20 protein-coding genes are annotated in these 19,982 nt (G+C 69.6%); 5 read left to right on the top strand and 15 right to left on the bottom strand.

The features are described 5' to 3' along the window. Positions 1 to 597 precede the first annotated feature (597 nt). The gene (locus ON31_RS18355) at positions 598 to 876 is read right to left on the bottom strand and encodes a hypothetical protein (protein WP_039815301.1); all 279 of its coding nucleotides are present in this window, start codon (positions 874 to 876) and stop codon (positions 598 to 600) included. Continuing rightward, complete coding sequence (locus tag ON31_RS18350; RefSeq protein ID WP_039815299.1) at positions 873 to 1,247, bottom strand: hypothetical protein; 375 nt, start codon at positions 1,245 to 1,247, stop codon at positions 873 to 875. Before ON31_RS18350 ends, ON31_RS18355 begins: the two co-directional genes overlap by 4 nt. 435 nt (positions 1,248 to 1,682) lie before the next feature. Between ON31_RS18350 and ON31_RS18345 the strand changes: the two genes are divergently transcribed. After that, the gene (locus ON31_RS18345) at positions 1,683 to 2,336 is read left to right on the top strand and encodes an alpha/beta fold hydrolase (RefSeq protein ID WP_255222163.1); all 654 of its coding nucleotides are present in this window, start codon (positions 1,683 to 1,685) and stop codon (positions 2,334 to 2,336) included. A gap of 79 nt (positions 2,337 to 2,415) precedes the next feature. Here the strand turns inward: ON31_RS18345 and ON31_RS18340 are convergent, their stop codons facing one another. The 9 genes from ON31_RS18340 to ON31_RS18300 are packed head-to-tail and all read right to left on the bottom strand — an operon-like array spanning position 2,416 to position 10,855. Beyond that, on the bottom strand, positions 2,416 to 3,009 hold the full coding sequence (locus tag ON31_RS18340; protein WP_039815297.1) for a hypothetical protein: 594 nt from the start codon (positions 3,007 to 3,009) through the stop codon (positions 2,416 to 2,418). Between the two features lie 16 nt (positions 3,010 to 3,025). After that, a complete protein-coding gene (locus ON31_RS18335) occupies positions 3,026 to 3,997 on the bottom strand; it encodes an MlaD family protein (RefSeq protein WP_039815295.1) in 972 nt (323 codons plus the stop codon). After that, positions 3,994 to 5,058 (bottom strand): MlaD family protein, encoded by a 1,065-nt coding sequence (locus tag ON31_RS18330; protein WP_255222162.1) that lies wholly within the window; start codon positions 5,056 to 5,058, stop codon positions 3,994 to 3,996. Before ON31_RS18330 ends, ON31_RS18335 begins: the two co-directional genes overlap by 4 nt. After that, positions 5,055 to 6,155, bottom strand: coding sequence for an MlaD family protein (locus ON31_RS18325; protein WP_039815291.1), 1,101 nt, complete (start codon positions 6,153 to 6,155; stop codon positions 5,055 to 5,057). Before ON31_RS18325 ends, ON31_RS18330 begins: the two co-directional genes overlap by 4 nt. Then, positions 6,156 to 7,136 (bottom strand): MlaD family protein, encoded by a 981-nt coding sequence (locus tag ON31_RS18320; RefSeq protein WP_051037442.1) that lies wholly within the window; start codon positions 7,134 to 7,136, stop codon positions 6,156 to 6,158. Then, positions 7,124 to 8,161: an MlaD family protein gene (locus tag ON31_RS18315; protein WP_051037441.1), complete on the bottom strand. Its 1,038-nt coding sequence runs from the start codon at positions 8,159 to 8,161 to the stop codon at positions 7,124 to 7,126. Before ON31_RS18315 ends, ON31_RS18320 begins: the two co-directional genes overlap by 13 nt. After that, positions 8,158 to 9,207 (bottom strand): MlaD family protein, encoded by a 1,050-nt coding sequence (locus ON31_RS18310; protein WP_051037440.1) that lies wholly within the window; start codon positions 9,205 to 9,207, stop codon positions 8,158 to 8,160. Before ON31_RS18310 ends, ON31_RS18315 begins: the two co-directional genes overlap by 4 nt. 2 nt (positions 9,208 to 9,209) lie before the next feature. Next, positions 9,210 to 10,007 (bottom strand): ABC transporter permease, encoded by a 798-nt coding sequence (locus tag ON31_RS18305; RefSeq protein ID WP_051037439.1) that lies wholly within the window; start codon positions 10,005 to 10,007, stop codon positions 9,210 to 9,212. Beyond that, a complete protein-coding gene (locus ON31_RS18300; RefSeq protein ID WP_039815284.1) occupies positions 10,004 to 10,855 on the bottom strand; it encodes an MlaE family ABC transporter permease in 852 nt (283 codons plus the stop codon). Before ON31_RS18300 ends, ON31_RS18305 begins: the two co-directional genes overlap by 4 nt. Positions 10,856 to 11,145: 290 nt before the next feature. On the opposite strand from ON31_RS18300, the gene ON31_RS18295 reads away from it, so the two are divergent. Next, positions 11,146 to 12,312, top strand: coding sequence for an alpha/beta hydrolase (locus ON31_RS18295; RefSeq protein WP_039815282.1), 1,167 nt, complete (start codon positions 11,146 to 11,148; stop codon positions 12,310 to 12,312). Between the two features lie 13 nt (positions 12,313 to 12,325). Here ON31_RS18295 and ON31_RS18290 read toward each other — a convergent pair whose 3' ends face one another. Then, positions 12,326 to 13,129: an SDR family oxidoreductase gene (locus tag ON31_RS18290; protein WP_039815280.1), complete on the bottom strand. Its 804-nt coding sequence runs from the start codon at positions 13,127 to 13,129 to the stop codon at positions 12,326 to 12,328. Positions 13,130 to 13,423: 294 nt separating this feature from the next. On the opposite strand from ON31_RS18290, the gene ON31_RS18285 reads away from it, so the two are divergent. Beyond that, positions 13,424 to 14,467 (top strand): AraC family transcriptional regulator, encoded by a 1,044-nt coding sequence (locus ON31_RS18285; protein WP_039815278.1) that lies wholly within the window; start codon positions 13,424 to 13,426, stop codon positions 14,465 to 14,467. 5 nt (positions 14,468 to 14,472) lie between these two features. Here ON31_RS18285 and ON31_RS18280 read toward each other — a convergent pair whose 3' ends face one another. The 3 genes from ON31_RS18280 to ON31_RS18270 form a co-directional block, all read right to left on the bottom strand. Further along, positions 14,473 to 14,892: a hypothetical protein gene (locus ON31_RS18280; RefSeq protein WP_039815275.1), complete on the bottom strand. Its 420-nt coding sequence runs from the start codon at positions 14,890 to 14,892 to the stop codon at positions 14,473 to 14,475. A gap of 141 nt (positions 14,893 to 15,033) precedes the next feature. Further along, the gene (locus tag ON31_RS18275; RefSeq protein WP_039815274.1) at positions 15,034 to 16,410 is read right to left on the bottom strand and encodes a HAMP domain-containing sensor histidine kinase; all 1,377 of its coding nucleotides are present in this window, start codon (positions 16,408 to 16,410) and stop codon (positions 15,034 to 15,036) included. After that, on the bottom strand, positions 16,407 to 17,072 hold the full coding sequence (locus tag ON31_RS18270) for a response regulator transcription factor (protein WP_039815272.1): 666 nt from the start codon (positions 17,070 to 17,072) through the stop codon (positions 16,407 to 16,409). The genes ON31_RS18275 and ON31_RS18270 overlap by 4 nt, the downstream gene beginning before the upstream one ends. A gap of 115 nt (positions 17,073 to 17,187) precedes the next feature. Here ON31_RS18270 and ON31_RS18265 point away from each other — a divergent pair, with 115 nt between their 5' ends. After that, on the top strand, positions 17,188 to 19,098 hold the full coding sequence (locus ON31_RS18265; RefSeq protein ID WP_172544804.1) for a glycoside hydrolase: 1,911 nt from the start codon (positions 17,188 to 17,190) through the stop codon (positions 19,096 to 19,098). A 176-nt stretch (positions 19,099 to 19,274) separates the two neighbouring features. Next, the gene (locus ON31_RS18260) at positions 19,275 to 19,847 is read left to right on the top strand and encodes a TetR/AcrR family transcriptional regulator (RefSeq protein ID WP_029924300.1); all 573 of its coding nucleotides are present in this window, start codon (positions 19,275 to 19,277) and stop codon (positions 19,845 to 19,847) included. Positions 19,848 to 19,982: the final 135 nt, after the last annotated feature.

The following is a 19,982-nucleotide window of genomic DNA, read 5'->3' as shown; positions in this document are numbered from 1 at the left end:
CCGATCCGCTACGCGTGCTGTCGAGTCGTTCCGCGCTCGCTCGGAAGCTTAGGCTCGTGCGGCCCGGGCGCAGCGTACGCGCGGCGGCGGTCAGCGCGGCGCCCAGCAGACCGGGTGCTGTTGACTCGAGCGGCAGGTCGCCCGCAGGCACTGGCGTGCGCAGCGGACGTGCCGTCACTCGCGTAGCCGAGTCGACCGGTACCGGCCGCGGAAGACGCGGCGCACGTGCAGGGAAGTCGACGTCCTCCCCGTGCTGAAGGGCGGGGATTCGGACCAGCGCAGTGGCGAGCGCCCTCGGTGAGTTCCTGGTTCATCGGGGCGTGCGTTCGGTGTGCGCCGTGCGGCCGAACGGCGTATCCATGACCGGCGCGGCGGGACTTGCCGCCCCTCTACACCGTGTGAGCTGTCCGTCCGCGCTGCGGCCAAGACATGCTGCGTGGTGCATGCGGGTGAACGTCGACCAGCCGCATCGTGCACTGGAGGTCGGTTCGCCGGACCGGCCGCCAGTGGACGGATCGCTTCGCCGTCCGAGGTACGGTGACCGGGCGGCGCACGGCTGGCTGTCGCCGATCCGGTTGGCCGGTCCGGAGTGGGCCGTCAGTACAGAATGCCCTGGGGCTGAACGCCGTTCGGGCAGGCGAAGGCGCCGACCGCGCCTGCGCCGTGCGGGGGGATGAGGCCCGATACGGCGTATTGGGGGCCGTTCGGGCATACCTCGGTGCCGGTGACGGTCTGCGGTTGGTCGGTGGTGTTGTAGCAGAACGTTCCGGCGCAGTAGACGCCCGCGGGGATGCCCGCGTTGGCGGTCGCGGTGGAGAGTGTTATCGCCGAGACGGTGGCCGCGGCGGCGAGCAGGCCGTATCCGAGTCGTTTCATGACCCGGCCTGCTGCTGCATCTCGGCCTCGGTGGCGGGGCGGGAGACCGACACCTGGGTCGGCATCTGGATGGGGCCGTGCAGGGTGATGCGCATCCAGCCGCCGGGCATCGACCCCGCGACGGCGGCGTCGCTGCTGATCGTATTGCCGACCTCGTTCTTTCCTGCGGGAGACCAGCCCGGGAGGGCGACCTGGGCGAGGGCGGGGCCCAGGTTCATGGACGCGACGGCGGCGGCTTCGCCCTGGTTGAGGGTCACCGATGCCGCGCCGGGCTGCGGATCCACCGTCAGCGCCGAGGCCGTTCCGCTGCCGATGACGGTTGCGATGCCCGCCGTGCCGAGTAGGACGAGTACTGCGGATTTCTTGTGCATTCGAACTCCCCTGTGCGAATCGATGAGATCGCCGCTCCGAATTGGCGGTAGCTAGATATTTGCTGACAATCGCCGCCTGGGCCAGATGTCCCAGTCGTTTCATGAGCCTTCTCACAGCCGCGAGCGATATCGGCGTTGATGGTATGCATGTATCAAATAAGTGGTACGTTGATATCATCAACGATGATGAAGGGGTGGTCATGGCCAAGATCGGGCGATTCGCCAATGACGCGGCACGGGCGGAGTATCTGGCGATGTACGAGGCGGCGGAGGGGATGTGGCCGCTGCCGGTGACGCAGGCCGATATCTCGACGTCGTTCGGTTCGACGCATGTGCGGTGGTCGGGGGAGGGGAACGGGATTCCGATCGTGCTGCTGCACAATATCGGAGCCAACGGCCTGGTATTACGTCATCGAGGATCTGGCTCGCGATCGCGTGGTCTACGCGCTGGACACCATCGGCACCGCGGGCCGGAGCGTGCAGACGGCACCGCTGACCCGGGAAGCCGACTTCGCGGTGTGGGTGAACGAGGTGCTGGCCGGGCTGGGCCTCGAGCGCGTGCACCTGGTGGGCTATTCGCACGGAGCCTGGCACGCGAGTCTGGTGGCGCTGCACGACGCGGGACGGCTGGCCAGCGTGACGCTCGTCGAGCCGGGCGGGATGTTCACCAAGCCGCCGTGGCGCGTGCTGCTGAAGATGATCCGCTTCGGGATGGGTGGACGCTCGGACGCGAATATGCGAAAGATGATGGCGTGGCTCAGCCCCGGGGTCGAGGTGACCGAGCAGGAGTTCGCGGTCGCCAAGGCGGCGCTGCGCTACCGGATGGGAATCGGGTGGGCGCGGGTGCTGAAAGACGCCGAGCTGCAAGCGATCACAGTGCCGACCCTGGTCGTCTTCGGCGGCGACTCCCTGGTCACCGATGCCGAGGTGGCCAGCCGCAGGATCGTCGAGAACATTCCGAACGGCGAGACCCAGGTGTATCCCGGCCGGGGACACGGGGTGTTCTACGAGATTCCGCAGCGGGTCGCGGCGCGGATACTCGCCTTCGCCGCCCGCCATGAAGCGTCGAACAGTGCTGTCCCGGAATAGTTCTCCGTCGCGCGGTGCGTTCGTCGGACGCGGGGCGCGCTCGTGGCTCACCGCAACGGCGGCTCACTTCGACGGCAGCTCACTTCAACGGCAGCGCGCCCTCCATGCCGCCCACATCGGTGACCTTCCAGTCGGCATTGCGGTCGACGGTGACGTTGTAGGTCACCGTCGTCTGCGCCCCGTCGGGGTTCTGGGCATTGGTGGAGCTGACATTGACGAAGACGTTGACCTTGTAGATACCACCGGATTCCGACACCACCTTGGCCGTGATGGGCATGGCGGTGGAGGTCCACCGCAGCGGGGCGATGATCTCCTGCAAGGCCGGGGCGCTGGCGTCGAACTTGTTGGCCAGCGCGGGTGCCGTGTTGTGTTTGAGCCGCACCACCCAGGCGTCGAAGTCGGCGAAGTTCACCGTGGACGCCCCCACGGCGTAGTCGGTGGCCACCTGTTCGGCGCGGACGGTGGCGGCCGCGACCGCGTCGCGTTCGGCGATGTCGTTGCGCGCCACCAGGAGCAGCACCCCGAGCGCGGCCGCCACCACCGTGACCACCCCGACCGCCGCGGACCAGCGCAGTGTGGTCAGCGGAATGGCCACCGAACGCGGAACCGGTCGCGCCCCGGCGGATTCACGTCGGCGTCGCGGGGTGGTGCGCTTGGTCAGATCGACGGTCATAACGGACTCCTGTCGGTCAGTTGACGGTGATTCGCAGGCGCAGCGTGCCGTCGGGCGTGGTGGCGTGCAGCGCTTGGGCGATGAGGCTGCCGAGATCGAGTTGGCTCACCAGTGGCGGAACCAGGGCCAGCACCGGTTCCAGCAGCGGAATCAGCGGTGCCAGTTCGGGTCCCATCCGGTCGACGCGGACGGTGAGCTCCCGCAGGAAGGGAGCGAGACCGATGGTGTCGGGAGTGTGTACCAGGAAGGATTCGGGCAGATTGCCCGCGCGGATGACGCGGGCGATGGAGTCGGCCACATCGATGACCCGGGGCCCGAATTCGGCCCACGGCTCCGACGCCTGGATGAGCGCCGGACCCGACCATGCCATATCGCTCGCATTGGCCTGTAGCGCGATGAGCAACTGCCGGATCACGTCGGTGCGGGCCAGCAGCGTCGCCGCCAGCAGATCCGTGGCCCGGGACAGCTGCGGAATCACCGCCTCGGTGTTCTCGGTCGCCGCGGTGAAGGTCTCGACAATAGAGGCGAGCGCCGTCGGATCCAGCTGCCGCAGCAGTTCGGTGGTGGTGCGGGCGATATCCGGAATCGACACCGGCGCACTGATCTTCGTCGCCCGCACCACCTGCCCGTCGCTCAGGTACGGCCCCTCGGCCGAGGGCGGGTCGAACAGCAGATACGACTCGCCGAGACCGGACAGCCCCTCGATCCGCACGGCGCTGGCGGTGGGAATCGGATAGTCCGCGTCGACGCGGAAGCGCACCTCCACCGCCCCCGGCACATGCTCGACCGCGGTGATCCGGCCGACCTCCACCCCCGACAGCAGCACCTTCGAACGCGGCAGCAGCCCACCGGATTCCGGCACGTACATGGTGGCGTGCACCTGCTCGGAGAACCAGGTCACCCGCACCACGCCGAACGCCAGGTAGGCACTGCCCACCACCAGGATGGTGAGGATACTCGCCAGTGAGAGCAGGGTTTTCGCCTTCATCGGACCATTCCGATCATGCGCAGCGCCCGGACGATCCCGTCGATCCGCTCCTCGGCGGGCAGGGTCGCGCCCTCTACCTGTATCCCGGTGACATTCACGTTCGGTCCGCGCTCCACGAAGGGAATGATCTTCTCGCGCAGCAGCGCCACCAGGCGGTTCAGATTGGACGGTGCGCTGAGGTCGAGCGGATTGCCGCCCAGCAGCAGCGGCACGAAGGCCTTGGCGGCGGCGTCTCCGGCGCGCAGCAGCGGCGCGGTCCACTGCAACGACTGCCCGATCACCCCGAGCGAGCTGAGGATGCCGAGCGTGTACACCAGCGACTGCACATCCGCGGGCAGCTCCCGGGAGCCCCGTTCGCTCAGCAGCGTCCCGAGTTCGCGCGGATTGGCCAGCACCGCTTCGAGATTGCGTTCGAAGCCGTCCAGGAACCGGTCGACGGCATCCAGATTGTCGGCGATATCGCGCACGTCGGTGCCCAGCCGGTCGGCGATCCGCGCCGTCTCCTCGGGCGCGGCGGGCAGTACCGCATTGGCCTGGTCGATGATGTCCTGAATCCGCTGCGGCGCACCGCCGCCCACGAAGGCGGACAGTGCCGCGAGCAGATCCTCCACCTGCAGGGCGGGTTGGGTCCGCTCCAGCGGGATGGTGCCGCCGGGCGGAATGGTCGGGCCGGTCTCGCCGGGTGGCGTGGTCAGTCCGATGTACACATCACCGAGCAGCGTGTTCTGTCGCAGCTGCGCGGTGGTGCGCACCGGTAGCCGCACCGCGCTGGAGATCTCGACCACGGCGTCGATCCGTCCCGGTCCCGCCGCCGACGAATCGACGACGGCGACCGAGCGCAGACTGCCGACCTTCGCGCCATTGGCGATCACCTTGGCCTGGGCGGGCAGGTTCAGCGCATTGGCGAATTCGATACGGATCTCGTAGGTCGGCCCGGCCACGGACGCGCCGGGCACGGGCACGGCGGCCGGGTCGAAACCGCACGCGCCCGACAGGGCGGCGACCACCGCGCAGGCCATGACGGCGACCGCGTGTCGCCGACGGGGAGGTGGTGTGTTCACCGCGCACCTGCCAATCCGAGGACGAGTGGCACCAGGTCCACCGTCGTCATGCCGTGCTCGGCGTCGCGGCAGCGTCCGGGTGCGACCGCGTTGACGGCCCCGCACACCTGGTCGGCCAGCTGCGGCGGGAGCGCGACGCGCGGTGGGGCATAGGTGATCCGGACCTGTCCGGTCTCCGGATCGAGGGTGTCGCGGAAGGCTCCGACCAGGGCCGGGATCAGCTCCAGCAGCTGGCGCAGCGATCCGATGTGCGCCGAGAGCAGCCGCAGTTTCGGCACCAGTGCGTCGAGGCCGCGCAGCACAGGCTGCCCGTACTCGAGGGTCATGCGGTTGAGCCACGGCAGGATCACCAGCAGGGAATCGACGATCTGCACCGTGCGGTCCCACATCTGGTTGACGAAGTCGAAGCCCTCCCCGGCCTGGGTGAGCGCCAGTTTGATGTCGCCCCAGTTGAGCGCGATGCTGCGGGCGATGGAGCTGAAGGCGTCGATCAGATCGCCGATATGTCCGATGGCGGCGTCGGGTTGCCGCAGTGCGGTGGCGAGTTCCCGAATGACCCGGTTGAGCCGTTCCCCCATGCCGTCGGTGGCCCGGTCGAAGGCGATCACGCTGTCGCGCAGTCGTTCCCGTTCGGCGGGGTCGCCGTGCCCGGTCAGCTCATCGGCGAGGGTGGAGAACGCCTCCAGGGTGCGGCTGATGCTCTTGGGCGTGAAGGTCTCGGTAACGCAGGTGTCGGCGTCCCAGAGCTGCTCCGAGGTGTTGTCGCCCAACACTTCCAGCTCCCGGTCGGCGAGCACGGTATCGGAGACGGTGGTGGCGGTGACCGCGCCGCGCAGCGGATGCTCGGCGTCCACCCGGAAGCTCACCCGCACCGAATCGCCGTGGGGCCGCACGGTGTCGACGACGCCGACCGGCAGCCCCCGCATGGTCACGTCATTGCCCGGGTACAGGCCGATGGCGTCGGGCATGAGGGCGCAGTAGGTGAGCATCCGTTTCCCGGGTTGGAAGGCGACGAGGTAGCCGACCACGGCGACCAGCACCACCAGGGCGACGCCGACCACGGTCGTGAAACCCGGGGAGCCCAGGAAGCGTTTCATTCAGCACCGCCTTCCCTGCACCGGGACGCACACCGGCGGGGCCTCGACCGTGATGGCGGACTGGTCGACGCTCAGTCCGTGCTCGGGAGTGATCGCCGCCCGCAGCCGGGTGCGCAGCAGCCCGAGACTGTGCAGCGACGCGTCGATGCGCCGTCCCAGCTCCTCCAATTGCGGTACGGCCCGCACGAGTCGGTCGGCGAGGGGTTCCAGCACCTCGCGCCAGGCGGGTTCGACGGCCGCGATGCGCGAGAGCAGTTGGCTGGTCACCAGCAGCGCTTCCGCGATCTCGGCCTTCTTCGCCAGTCCGCGGGTTTCGATGTCCCCGAGCTTGCGGACGAAGGTACCCAGCAGGGCGGTATTGGCGTCGATGACGGTGAGGTACTCGTCCATCACGGTGAGCGCCCGCGAGATCTCCGCGTTCTGCCGTTCGAGCACGCCCACGATGCTCTCCACGGCGATACCCATGCGCCGCAGCGCGTCCGGGCTCTCCTCCAGGGCCTGTTCCAGGGCGGCGAAGTTGGCCCGCAGCGTATCGCCGTCCACCTCGGCGACCGGTGCGGCGGCGTCCTGGAGAACGCGGATCAGACTGTAGGGCAGGCGCACCCGCTCCGGCGGAATGATCTGGTCGCCGAGCGGTTCGTCGCCCGCGGGGAAGGCGGCGATGTAGTGCCCGCCCACCACGGTCAGCATGCGCACCTCGAGGGCGGTGCGGTCGCCGAGCCGGACGTCGTCGTCCACGGTGAAGGTCATGCGGACCCGATCCGGCAGCAGTTCCAGGGATTTCACCGCGCCGACCCCGATTCCGGCGATCCGAACCTCGTCACCCACATCCACCGACCGGGCCTCGGTGAGTTCGGCGGTGTAGACGCGCTTACCGATCGGCAGCACGTAGACGATGCCGGTGGCGATGAGCAGCACGACCAGTGCCACGGCCCCGTACAGGCCGAGCCGCAGCTCCCGCGCGGGCGTCAGTTCCGACATATCGCGATCCTCTGTCCGGCGATCAGCACGGCGAACGGCGCGGGCACCGGGGCCGGTCCGCGCGAGCAGGTGAGGTCGGCCCGGCCGGGTGTGCCGTCGGCCGGTGGCAGCAGGTCGGCCAGGGTCTGCAACAGGCCGGGCAGGCGGCCGAGCACGTCGAGGGCCTGGTCCGGATCCGGGAACAGCAGCCGCAGGTCCTGCACCAGCAGCGGATTGCTGCGCTCGGTGAATCCCAGCGTCGCCATGAGACTGTTCAGCGGGCCCAGGGCCGAGGGCGCGGTGTCGGCGAACAGCAGCAGCCCGTCGAGTTCGATGTTCAGGGCGGTGAACACGTCGGCGATCCCGCGCAGCAGGGTGACCAGATGGGGGGACTTGCCGCCGATCTGGTCGGAGATGTGCTGCAGATTGGACACGATGAGCGACAGCACGGCCTGCCGGTCGCTCACATAGCGGCTGAGTCGTTCGAAGGCGTCCAGGGCGGGCCCGATGCCGGACCCGTCGCCCTGGATCACCGCCAGCACGCTCTCGGCGAAGTGGTTGAGCGCTCCGGGGGAGAATTCCTCCAGCACCGGCCGCAGGCCGTTGAACAGCTGGGTGATGTCGAACGACGGGATGGTCTTGTCGAGCCCGATGGTGGCACCGGCCCCGAGCCGTGCGCCGGGCCGATCCGGTTGCCGCACATCCACATACCGCTGCCCGGTGAGCGTCTGATACCGGATGGCCAGCCCGCTGCTCTCGTAGACGGGCCGATCGGTGCGCACCGTGAACCGGACGACGGCCGTCGCGCCGCTGAGTTCGATCGCGGTCACCTCGCCGACCTGCACCCCGTACATGCGCACGTCGTCACCGCGCTTCAGACCGCTCACATCGGTGAATTCCGCGCGGTATCCGACGGTGTCGCCGGATACCGGCCGCAGGATGGCGGTGATCACGACCAGGAGCAGCGCCAGCATGGCGGCTGTGAACACGCCGAGCCGCACCAGCACCCCGACCGTGGCGGATCTCGTCGTCGCCCCTCTCCTCATCGCACTCCCTCCGGCCGGGTGAGAGCGGTGAACGCCTGCTGCCCGAGCAGGGGTACGCCCACCGCCGGGACGCCGCGCAGGGTCACCTCGAGCGACACCACGGGACCGTCGGGGGTGTCGGCGAAGACGCGGTCCAGGCGCGCGATGAGTTCGGTGAGTTGCGCCCGCGAGGTCGCCGGGTCGGGCACCGTGCCCGCCAGCGCCTCGACGGTGGGCGTGAGCACGCCGATCAGTCCGCCGAGGTGGGTGCGCAGGGTGTTCAACGTATCGGCCAGACCGAGCAGCACCCCGTCGCGGATGACGGTGATGGAGGTGTCGTAGCGCCCCCGTTCGGTCCGGAAGATCTCGATATCCATCAGCGCCGCCGCCAGCCGGAAGGTGGCGGAGGTGAACGCGCCGAACCCGTTCAGGAACGACCCGTACTGGTCGATCAGGAACGACGACGGGTACACCTGGGTGTCGGCGACGATCCGGCCCAACTCGACGATCGCCTCGATGATCGGCGTGAAGGCCCGCAGATCGGTGTCGATGCGGGTGAGCAGTTCGGTGAGTTCGGGAGTGAGCACCTCGGTGACGGTTCCGGTGAGGGTGCGCAGCAGCGCGCCCATGGTCACGTCCTCGACGCGTCCGCCCATATCGATCAGCTGCCCGTCGCGCAGCGGCACACCGCCCGGTTCGGCGCGCAGCGCCAGCGTGCTGATGCCGAAGAGGTTCTCCGGCGCGTAGTCGACGCCGAAGGTGTCGGTGAGGCCGGCGGTCTGGGACCGGTCCAGTTCCAGGGTGAGCAGTTGCCGCCCTCGTTCGACGGGCCGCACCGCCGCGATCCGGCCGACGGCAACCCCGTCCAACCGCACCGCCGTGCCGACGCCGATGCCCGCTCCGATCTGTTCGGTGCGCAACTGGATTCGCAGTGTGTCCGTGGGCGCGCGCCGCTGGTAGGCGTTCCAGGCGAGCACCGCCGCCACCGCGCACACCACCAGCAGCACGCCGAGCCCGCGGGCCACGGGCCGCGTGGTGCGTACTCCGGGAATCGCGTAGTTCGGCATGGCTACCCCGGGAATTCGATGGCCGAGTCGACGCCCCACAGCAGCAGCGTCAGCACCATGTCCAGACCGACGATGGCGACGAAGCTGGCGCGCACCGCCCGCCCCGAGGCGATGCCGACGCCCTCCGGTCCGCCGGAGGCGAAGAAGCCGTAGTAGCAGTGGATGAGAATGACCGCGACGCCGAACACCAGGATCTTCACCACCGCCGCCACGATGTCGTAGCCGCTGGTGAACTGGAAGAAATAGTGGTCGTAGACGCCGCCCGCCTGGCCGTGCAGCAGCACGATCACGGTATCGCAGGCCAGATACGACAGGATGAGCGCGATCAGGAAGGTCGGCACGATCGCCACCGCCCCCGCGAGTACCCGGGTGGTGACCACGAACGGGACCGAGCGCAGGCCGAAGGATTCGATGGCGTCGATCTCCTCGGAGATGCGCATGGAGCCGATCTCGGCGGTCATCCGGCAGCCCGCCTGCGCGGCGAACCCGACGGCCGCGGCGATGGGCGCGAGTTCGCGCGTATTCGCGAAGGCCGACACCACGCCGGTGACCGAGCCCAGCCCGAGCAGGTCCAGGGCGGCGAAGGACTGGATGCCGACCCCCGCGCCGATGGCGATGCCGAGCACCACCAGCATCGGCACCGTGCCGCCGCCGACGATGAACGAGCCGCGGCCCCAGGTCATATCGGTGATGGTGCGCATGGTCTGGGCGCGATACCGCGCCAGTGTCACCGGGATCCCGGCGAGTGCCTGCCACACGAAGCCGACCGCGAATCCGGCGTTCTCCAGTGGGCGCATCATGCCACCCGCATCGGCAGGAACATGGTGACCACCTGCGTGATGGCGAGATTCACCACGATGATGGCCGCCACCGACAGCACCACCGCGGCGTTGACGCCGTCGGCGACGCCGCGCGGCCCACCCCGGGCCTCCAGCCCGCGCTGACAGGCCACGATCACCACTATGAATCCGAAAAGCATTGCCTTGCCGAGGGAAATCCAGACATCCGCGAGAACGGTGAACGCGCCGAATGTCGCCCAGTAACTTCCGGGCGTCACATTCTGCGCGCCGATCGCCACCCCGTATCCGGCCAGAATGCCCACGAATACGATCAGGATATTGAGCAGCGGTGCCACGAAAAGCATGGCCGCCACCCGTGGTGCGACGAGTCGGTGCACCGGGTCGATACCCATGACGCGCAGGGCGTCGATTTCCTCGCGCACCGTGCGCGCCCCCAGATCCGAGGCGATGGCCGAGGCCCCCGCACCGCCGAGCAGCAGTCCGGTGGCGATCGGCGCGCCCTGCTGGATGACACCCAGGCCGCCCGCCGCGCCGAGCAGTGAATCCGCGCCGAGTTGGTGGATCAGATTGCCCACCTGTACCGAGACCACCACGCCGAAGGGAATCGCCATGAGGATGGCGGGCAGGGCCGTGACGGTGATGAGATACCAAGCCTGGTGCAGCATTTCGCGCCAGGGGAAGGTGCGCGCCATCATATCGGTGACCGCGCCGCGCACCGATTCGACGGCCAGGTCCACCGTGCGACCGAAGGTGCGCAGACTCGATATCGCGGTGGCGGAGAAGTTCTTTCGGATGATGCGCAGGGCCGAGGCGGTGTCGCCGCGCGGGGATGCGGACTCGGGCTGCACGGCCGCTCCCTCCCTCGGTTCCCGTGCCGAGGCGGTGTAACTCCCTCGACACCCGCTCGCTGGGCAGGCGTCGGCGAGGAGGCAGGATGGCGACACGGCCGACGCAGGCGCGGACCCGTCATGCGCCGGTGCTCCGGCGGGCCGCGCGGGGTATCCGCTTTCGAGGCTAACGGAGAGGTTCGGAGCTTATTGCCGTAATGCGCGGCGCAATTCGACACTGTTACCGGAATGGCGGTTTCTGTCGGCGTGCCGTCGCGCCGGGCGCGGCGCGGCATGGATTAATAGCGCGCATGATCGTTCGCTGGCTATTCGCCTTCGTGGCGATACTGATCGCGGCGGTAATGGGAATGAGCACCTATGTCATCGCCCGCTATCCGATACCCGATCCGCTGGTACGGCTGTCGGCGGTGGTCAGCAATTACGGGCTGTTCCTGATTCCGCTCGGCATCGCGGGCGCGGGGCTGGCGCTGCTGGCCCGGCTGCGCGGGCACGCCGTGGTTCGCTGGCTGGGTGCGCTCACCGCGCTGGTGTGCGTGGTCGGTACGGCGGCGGCCGTCGTGCCGCTGGTGGCGTCCTGGCGGGAGGCGCAGCGGCAGGGGGCGAGCCTGTCGTTCGGCGAGTACATCACGGCGGGATCGAATACCGGATCGCTGGATCCGCGCTTCGGGGTCGGCTACAACGTCGTCGACGGCCGGGAGCTGCTGCTCGATGTGAAACTGCCGTCGGGAACCTCGGATTCGCCGCGTCCGGCCGTGGTGTGGGTGCACGGCGGCGGCTGGGCCGAGGGTGATCGCGCGCAGTCACCGCGCTGGCACGAGTGGCTCAACGAGCGCGGCTACGCCGTCTTCGCCATCGACTACCGGCTGAGTCCGCCGCCGCGCTGGGATCAGGCGCCCGCCGATGTGAAGTGCGCGATCGGCTGGGTGAAACAGCACGCCGAACGCTACGGTCTCGATCCGGAGCGGGTCGTGGTGGCGGGCGCTTCGGCGGGTGGGAATCTGGCTCTGGTGGCGGCGTATTCCGACGACCGCGTCCAGCCCAGCTGCGCGGTCACCGATACCGAGGTACGGGCGGTCGCCGCCCTCTACCCGGCCACCGACCTGCGGGCGGGCTGGCACGATCCGGACCTGGTCGCGGGAACGCGGGAACTGTTGCGCGACTACACCGGTGGCAACCCGGAGCGGGTGCCCGAGCGCTACGCGGCGGCCGCGCCGGTGAGCTATGTGCGGCCCGGGCTGCCGCCGACCCTGCTCATGCACGGCACGCGCGATCACGTGGTGCCGCACGCCCAGTCGGTCCAACTGGCCCGACTGCTCGCGGCGGCCGGTGTGGCACACGAACTGCTGTCGATTCCGTACGGCGAGCACGCCTACGACATCAACTGGGGTGACTGGGGCACGCAGCTGTCCCGGCACGCGTTCGACCGGTTCCTGGACCGGCACATGCGGCCGATTTGAGTCCCGGGCCGGGTCAGCGCTTCAGGCCGTAGGCGGCGGCGATGGCCTTCTCCATGACCGTGCGCGGCAGCAGCCGCCGCACCGCGAACAGCAGCGGGGCGTTGCTGCCCACGGCGTACAGCGGTTTCGGGCGGTCCGCCGCGACGGCCCGGACGATGGTCTCCGCGACCCGCTCGGGCGTGATGCCCTCGGACTGCTTGCGATCCAGTGCGGTCATGAAGCGCGTGAAATCCGCGGTGTGCGCGGAACCTTCGTCGAGGTATTTGGTGCGGCGCTCGCGCAGGCCGGTATCGATCTGCCCCGGTTCGACGGTGGTGATCCAGACGTCGAAGGGTGACTCCTCGAATCGCGCGGCGGTCGCGAAGCCGCGCAGCGCCGCCTTGGTCGCCACGTACGAGGAGCGGTACGGCATCGGGAAACTCGCGAGCATGGAGCCGACCATGATCACCCGGCCGCGGCGTCGCTCGCGCATTCCGGGCAGCACGGCCTGGGTGAGGGCGACGGGTCCGAGCACATTGAGCCGGAACAACCGCGCCACCGCGTCGCCGGGTAGTTCGGCCATCGGCCCGGCCTGGCTCTCCCCGGCATTGTTGATCAGCACGTCGACCGGGCCGAGTCCGCGCGCGAACTCCGCGATGGACGCGTCGTCGGTGAGGTCGAGGGCGCGGTACTCCACGCCGGGCACTCGATCGGCGTCCGCAATACCCTCGGGGCTGCGGCTGGTGCCGATCACCCGGTAGCCGCGGGCCGCCAGCGCCGCCGCGGTTGCCTTCCCGATTCCGGACGATGCGCCGGTGACGACGGCGGTTTCCTGCACCGCGACCTCCTCGTGCTCTGATGTGCGCCCCACCCTACTGGGCGCGGCGGCGCAGCTCTCCCGGGAACAAGGTGACTGAGACAGCAGGTCCCGATTGCCGCGCCATATCCCCTGTTCGGGGGGATTTCACCGGTTCTGTCCGGTATCACTGGCGGTCTAGCGGTCTGGGTCAGTCGGCGTGCGGTCTTGTGTACACCACCGTACATTTTGTAGGTTTCGTCACAGGGAACGGTTGGTGTTGATATCTGTCGCCAACCCGCTGGGACAGTTCGACGGCGATGAGGGTACGGGTACATGTGTGACTGGGATCTGCTGCGGAATACCTCCGGGGTGCGCGTTCTGACACGACTGGCGGAGGAACGGGGGATGCCCGCGGCGGACTGCCTGGCGGGCACCGGGCTGCCGACGACAGCGCTGGTCGATCCGGGCGCCGAGATCACGGCGGGCCAGGAACTCACGGTCATGCGCGCTCTGCTCGCGCGCTTCGGTCGGGAACCGGGACTGGGGGTGGCGGCGGGCGCCCTCGACCACGTCGGCCTGCACGGCCCGTGGGGTCTGAGCCTGATCGGCAGTCGCTCCCCGCGTGATGCGGTGGACGTGGCGCTGCGCTACGTGGACCTGTCCTTCGTGGGCGGCGGGCTGTCCTTCGAGGAGTCCGAGGGTGAGGCGCGGCTGCGGTTCGACGGTGACGAGGTGCCTGCCGATGTGCGATCCTTCCTCGTCGAGCGGGTCATGACGGGTGTGCTGCTGCTCGGGCGCGAACTGTTCACCACGGGGGTTCCCGTCCGCCGCATCGGATTCCGGCACCGCCGCCCCGCCGACACCACCCGCTACCGCGACATCCTGGGCATCGAACCGACCTTCGACCATCCGGCCGACGAAATCGCCTTCGACAGCGCGTGTCTGGACAGCGCTCCGCCGCGGGCCAACGAATGGGCGCGCAGCACCTGCGAGCAGCTGTGTCGCGAACTGCTGTCCCGCCGCCAGGCCCGCACCGGGGTCGCGGGCGCGGTGCGGGATCTGCTGGTGCGCGACCCGGCCGAGATCCCGGACCAGACCGCCGTGGCCGCCCAGCTGTACATGAGCCAGCGCACGCTGTCGCGGCGGCTGCACGAGGAGGGCACCTCCTTCCGGGCACTGCTCGACGAGGTCCGCCAGACGCTCTCGGAGGAACTGCTCGACCACACCGATATGACCACCGAACAGGTCGCCGCCCGCCTCGGTTACGCCGAGGCCGCCTCGTTCATCCGTGCCTTCCGGCGCTGGAAGGGCTGTCCGCCACAGGAATACCGCGCCCGCGGCCCGCGCGCCGCCGCCCGGACACCGGCCCTGGTGTAGCGCGTTCAGGCGAGGCCGTGGATGCGGTCGTTCCACGCGTCGGCGAGGGTCGCCAGGCGATGCCACGCGGTGTGGACCCGTTCGTCGGAGGCGCTGGCGGCGGTGCGCAGCACGGTACTGGCGTGCACCTGGGCCGCCGCCATACGGTCGACGGCGGTGCCGAAGGATCCCCGGCGCTGCGCGGCTCGCGGGACATTGCGCCGCACCCACTCGTCGATATCGGCGATGAGTTCGGCACGGACACCGTCGATCTCACCGGCGTGCTGGGGATGACCCTGCGATACCAGGTGCAGCTGCGCCAGCGCGAAGGCGCAGCGGGTGACGGGGTGGGTACCGGGCTGCTCACCGATATGGCCGCAGAAGGCCGCCAGTAGCTCATGCCAATCCGGAATGACGGTGCGGCGCAGCGTGACTCTGGCGAGCATGGCGAACTCCTGTCCGGTACCGCGGCCCCTGCGGGGGGAGTAAGTGATCCAAGTCATCCGGAGTGAATTCGCGGTATATCCCTGGTGCGCCCGACACGGCGGCTGGCCGAATCTCGCGCCGCCCCAGCATAATGCGGACGGTCAGCGCTCGGTGCGGGCCGAGGGAAAGGACAGCCGGAATTCCGCGCCGTGGCCGAGTTCGGAGGCGACGGTGAGCTGGGCGTCGTGTGCGGCGGCGACCTGGGCCACGATGGCCAGTCCGAGACCGTGGCCGGGTGTCGAGCGGGCGGTGGGGGAACGGTAGAAGCGGTCGAAGACATGCGGCAGGTCCTGTGCTGCGATACCGGGGCCGCTGTCGCGCACCGACAGGCTCCGGCCGCTCAGTTCCACCCGGACCGTGCCGTGTGGCGGACTGAATTTGGCTGCATTGTCGAGCAGATTGGTGACGGCGCGGGTCAGCCGCTCGGGGTTGCCGTACACGGTGGTCGGTTCCAGCTCGGTGTCGAAAGCGATGGCGGGCCAATGCCTTCGGGCCCGGTCCAGGCAGTCCCGCACCAGCGTGTCCGCGCGCAGGTCCTCGAACGGGGCCCGGGGTGCGGTCGGATCGTCGTCCCGGGCGAGGTCGATGAGGTCGGTGACCAGGCCGGACAGTTCCTCCGCCCGCACGCGCAGCGCGGCCGCCGTCTCGTCGAGGTGTTCGGGGGACAGCCGCCGCGCGCGGCGCAGCAGATCGATATCCGTGCGCAGGGCGGTGAGCGGGGTGCGCAGCTCGTGGGAGGCGTCGGCGACCAGACGCCGTTGTGCCGCACGGGCATCCCGTTCCGCGGTGAGGGCCGCGTCGAGTTCGTCGAGCATGGTATTGACACTGGCGGCCAACCGGGCCAGTTCATCGGAACCGGTGATCGCGATGTGCCGGTCCGGGTTTCGGGTGCGCGCCACCTCCTCGACGGCCCGGGTGAGCGTTTCCACGGGGGCGAGCGCGCGGCGCGCCAGCGTGGTCCCGATGACGGCGGCCAGCAGGGTGCCCACCCCCGCCGCCGCGAGCAGGGCGAGAGCGACCCGGCGCTGTCCGGTGGAGACGGTATCGGCGCGCTGCGCCACCTGGACGGCACTGCCCGGCCGCAGTGGCGCGGTGTACATGCGCATGGGGAGGCCGTCGGTCGTGAAATCGCTGAAGTACGCCGCCGCGGAACCGTTCGCGACCGCACGGGTGCGGTCGTCCACCGGCAGCGTGTCCTCGGGTCGGGTATCCGATTCGACGATGCCGTCGGCCGTCACCACCTGGACACAACTCGGGGCGGCGAGGTAGCGGCAGGGTCCGGAGAGGGCGGCCACCGCGGGCTCGGTCGCGAACTGCCGCGTGATCCGGGTGGCCTCCCGGCGCAGACCGGTGTCCAGGGCGCTGTGCAACTGGTGGCCCACCACCAGATAGGCCGCCGCCGCCATGCCCGCCAGCGCCGCGGCCATGGCGAGCACGAAGAACGCGGCGATCCGGCCGCGCAGCCCGAGCCGCCTCACATCCGCCCCAGGCGGTAGCCGATACCGCGCACGGTGTGCACGAGCGGCGGCAGCGCGTCGATGTCGAGTTTGCGCCGCAGATAGCGGATGTAGACCTCGAGCGAATTCGAGGTGGCCGCCCGCCCCCACACCCGTTCGACCAGCATTTCGCGGGGCAGCGCCTGTCCGGCATTGCGCAGCAGGACCTCCAGCAGCGCGAATTCGGTTCGACTGAGCTCGATGACGCGTTCGCCGCGGCGCACCGTATGGGCGGTGGTGTCCATGACCAGATCGGCGCAGCACAGCACCGCACCGTCCGCGGGCTGGGTGCGCCGCACCAGCGCCCGCACCCGTGCCAGCAACTCATCCAGATCGAAGGGTTTGACCAGGTAGTCGTCGGCACCGGCATCCAGTCCGGCAATGCGGTCGGCGACGGCGTCGCGGGCGGTGAGCATGAGGATCGGGGTTCGGTCGCCGCGCGCCCGCAGCGTGCGGCAGGCGGTCAGGCCGTCCAGGAACGGCATGATCATATCCAGCACCACCACTCCCGGCTGCCAGTCGGCAATCGCAGTGAGAGCGGTCGCGCCATCGCCCACCCCGCGCGTGTCGTAGCCCTCCACGGCCAGGGCCCGCACCAGCGCGTCGCGCACCGCGGCCTCGTCGTCCACCACCAGCACCCGCATGCCACGGCATCATACGGACGGCCCCGAACTGGGCGTTCTCATCCAACTCTCATCGGAGACCGTGAACGTGGCGGGTATGAGATGGCGGAAACCTCGACGCATATGGGTGCTGCTGATGCTGTCCGGACTGGTCGTGACCGGATCTACGGCCTGCTCGCGCACGCCGGAGACGAACGCGCCGCGCATAGATGGCAATCGGATGGCTATCACGGTGGACGGTGGAACGGCCGAGATCGACACGGCCTCGCTGGCTGTCAGCGCCGAGACCGGCGGGCAGCGTGTGGAGCTGTCCGGCCCCGCCGCCGGACTGGGGACGGTGGGTCCTGTGCGGACGGACGGCGAGAGCGCGCAGTGGACCTACCCCGACCGAGGCTGGACGGTCACCGCCAGCGGACAGGACGGCCGCCTGCGCGTCACCGTGCACAGTGCGCGCCCGGGCCGCCTGATCTGGCCGGTCACCGGCGGTGACCCCGCCGCGCGCTCCCTGCAGATCCCGCGCGGCGAGGGCCTGTCGCTGCCGGTGCGGGATCCGTTCTGGAACGGGCCGGACGCGGGGCTGGTGGACAGTCCGCTCGCGCTCACCTCCGGCCTCACCATGCCGTTCTGGGGTTATCGGCTGGACGGGCGCGGTGTCAGCTACCTGGTGCCCACCGATATCGGCAGCACGCTCACGGTGCGGTCGGCGGACGGTCGCCTGACAGCCGCTGCCGCACACGATTTCGACGGTCGCGGGGACACCGCCGATTACACGGTCACCTTCGCGCTCACCGACGATTCCCCCGTGGCCGCCGCGCGGGACTATCGCGACTGGCTGCTGCGGCACGGCGAATTCCACTCGCTGCGTGCGAAGATCGCGCGCAATCCGGAGGTGGCCCGGCTGCTCGGCGCGTTCCACGCCTACGTGTGGGGTGAGGCGCGCACGCCCGAGGCCGTCGAGCGCATGCGGCAGCTGGGCATCACCCGGATGTGGCTCGGTTACGACTCCGATGATTCGCCCATGAGCGCGGCGGCCGTCGCGGCCGCGAAGAACGCCGGATACCTTGCCGGGCCCTATGATTCGTGGGCCAATGCGCAGGATCCGGCGACCGCCGACAATCCCGGCTCGCGCTGGCCGGGCTCCACCTGGCCGGACGGCTGCGTCCGCGCGGCCGACGGCACCCCCGAGACGGGCTTCGGCGGCCGGGGCTGCTACCTGAGTTCCCAAGCGTTGCACCAGGATCCGGACCTGTACCGGGACCGCTACGCGCAGGTCACCGGCAATGGCGCGAACACCTATTTCCTCGATGTGGACGCGGCCGGAGAATTCTTCGACGACCACAGCGTCGATCACCCGATGACCGCGCGCCGGGACCGGGACAATCGGCTCGCCCGCCTGCGCTGGCTCGCCGAGGACCGCGGCCAGGTGCTCGGCTCGGAATCCGCGGGTGCGTGGGCGGCGCCGGTGCTCGACTTCGACCATGGCGCGCAGACCCCGGTCTCGGACCGGCTGTGGGCATTCCAGCGCGATCGCGCGGTCTGGGGCGGCTACGCACCCGCGAACGCGCCGCGGACCTACTTCCAGCCGGTCGTGCTGCCCGACCAGCTGGCGCGGGCCATGTTCGATCCGGCCTACCGGGTGCCCCTGTACGAAACCGTGCTGCACGATTCGATCGTCAACACCGACCGCTGGGAGTTGTCCTACGACAAACTGCCGCAACAGCGGACGATGCGGGCCCTCACCGCCATCCTGAACAACACCCCGCTGAACTTCGTGCTCGACGGCGACACCCTGGCCGAACGCGGCCCCGACATCGCCCGCCTGCAACGCTTCTTCGCGCCCCTGCACGAGGCCGCGGGCACCCTCCCCATGACGGACTTCCGCTGGCTCACCGACGACCACCTGGTGCAGCGCACCGTCTTCGGCAACGGCACCCTCACCGTCACGGCCAATTTCGGCACCGCCGAGCACGACGGGCTGCCGGGCGGGTGCGTGGACGCCGTGCTCGCGGGCGATACCACCGCGCGTCGCCTGTGTCCGGCCGCATGAGCGACGACGGTCGGGAACCCCATTCGTCCGGGAGCGCCCCGGACTCTTCGCCACTGACCCGCGCCGAATGCGTCGAGGTCGTTCGGCTGCTGGAGCGCGGTCATTCCCTCCATACTGAGCGCCGACCAGGAGCTGATTTTGGACTGACCTATACAAAACGTGCTAGCGTCGGTCGCATGGCGCGACCCAAGCAGTTCGACGAGGAGAGGGCGGTGGACGCCGCCATGCGGGCCTTCTGGCGTGCGGGGTACGACGGCACGTCCACCCAGGAACTCTGTGCCGCTACCGGATTGGGGCGCAGCAGTATCTACAACACCTTCAGCAGTAAGCATGATCTGTTCCAGCGGGCGCTGCGGCGGTACATGGCGGACAAGAACGCCGATACGTTCGCGGTGCTCGACGGGCCGGGGCCGGTGCGGGACCGGATCGCGCGGCTGCTGGAGTTCATCATCGATGCCCCGGAGGGTGATCCGCTGGGGTGTCTGGTGGTGAACGCGACCGTCGAACTGGGGGAGCGGGATCCAGAGATCGCGCGGTTGCTGCGTGCCGACGAGGAGCGGCGGCTGCTCGCCCTCGCCACCGCCATCGCCGAGGGGCAGCGCGCGGGGGAGATCAGCGGCGACCGGGACCCCCGCGATCTGGCCCGGTTCATCGTCACCACCATCGGCGGTATGCGGGTGGCCGCCCGGGGCGGTGCGGACCGGGCGGCGCTGGCCGCCATTGCCGAGGTGGCGTTGGGCTGCCTGTGAATCGGCGCTCGGCGCTGAGCGCCGGTGAAGCCGTGTTACCCGTGAAGCCGGGTCGCCGGTGAAGCCGAGTTGCCGGTGAAGCCGAGTCGCTGGTGGCGCGGGCTGCTGGTGAACCAGCTCTGATTCTCGCTCCGC

Source organism: Nocardia otitidiscaviarum NBRC 14405 (assembly GCF_000308635.1).
GTDB lineage: Bacteria > Actinomycetota > Actinomycetes > Mycobacteriales > Mycobacteriaceae > Nocardia > Nocardia otitidiscaviarum.
Note: the sequence above shows the minus strand (reverse complement) of the source record. Positions and strands in the feature narration are given on the sequence as shown.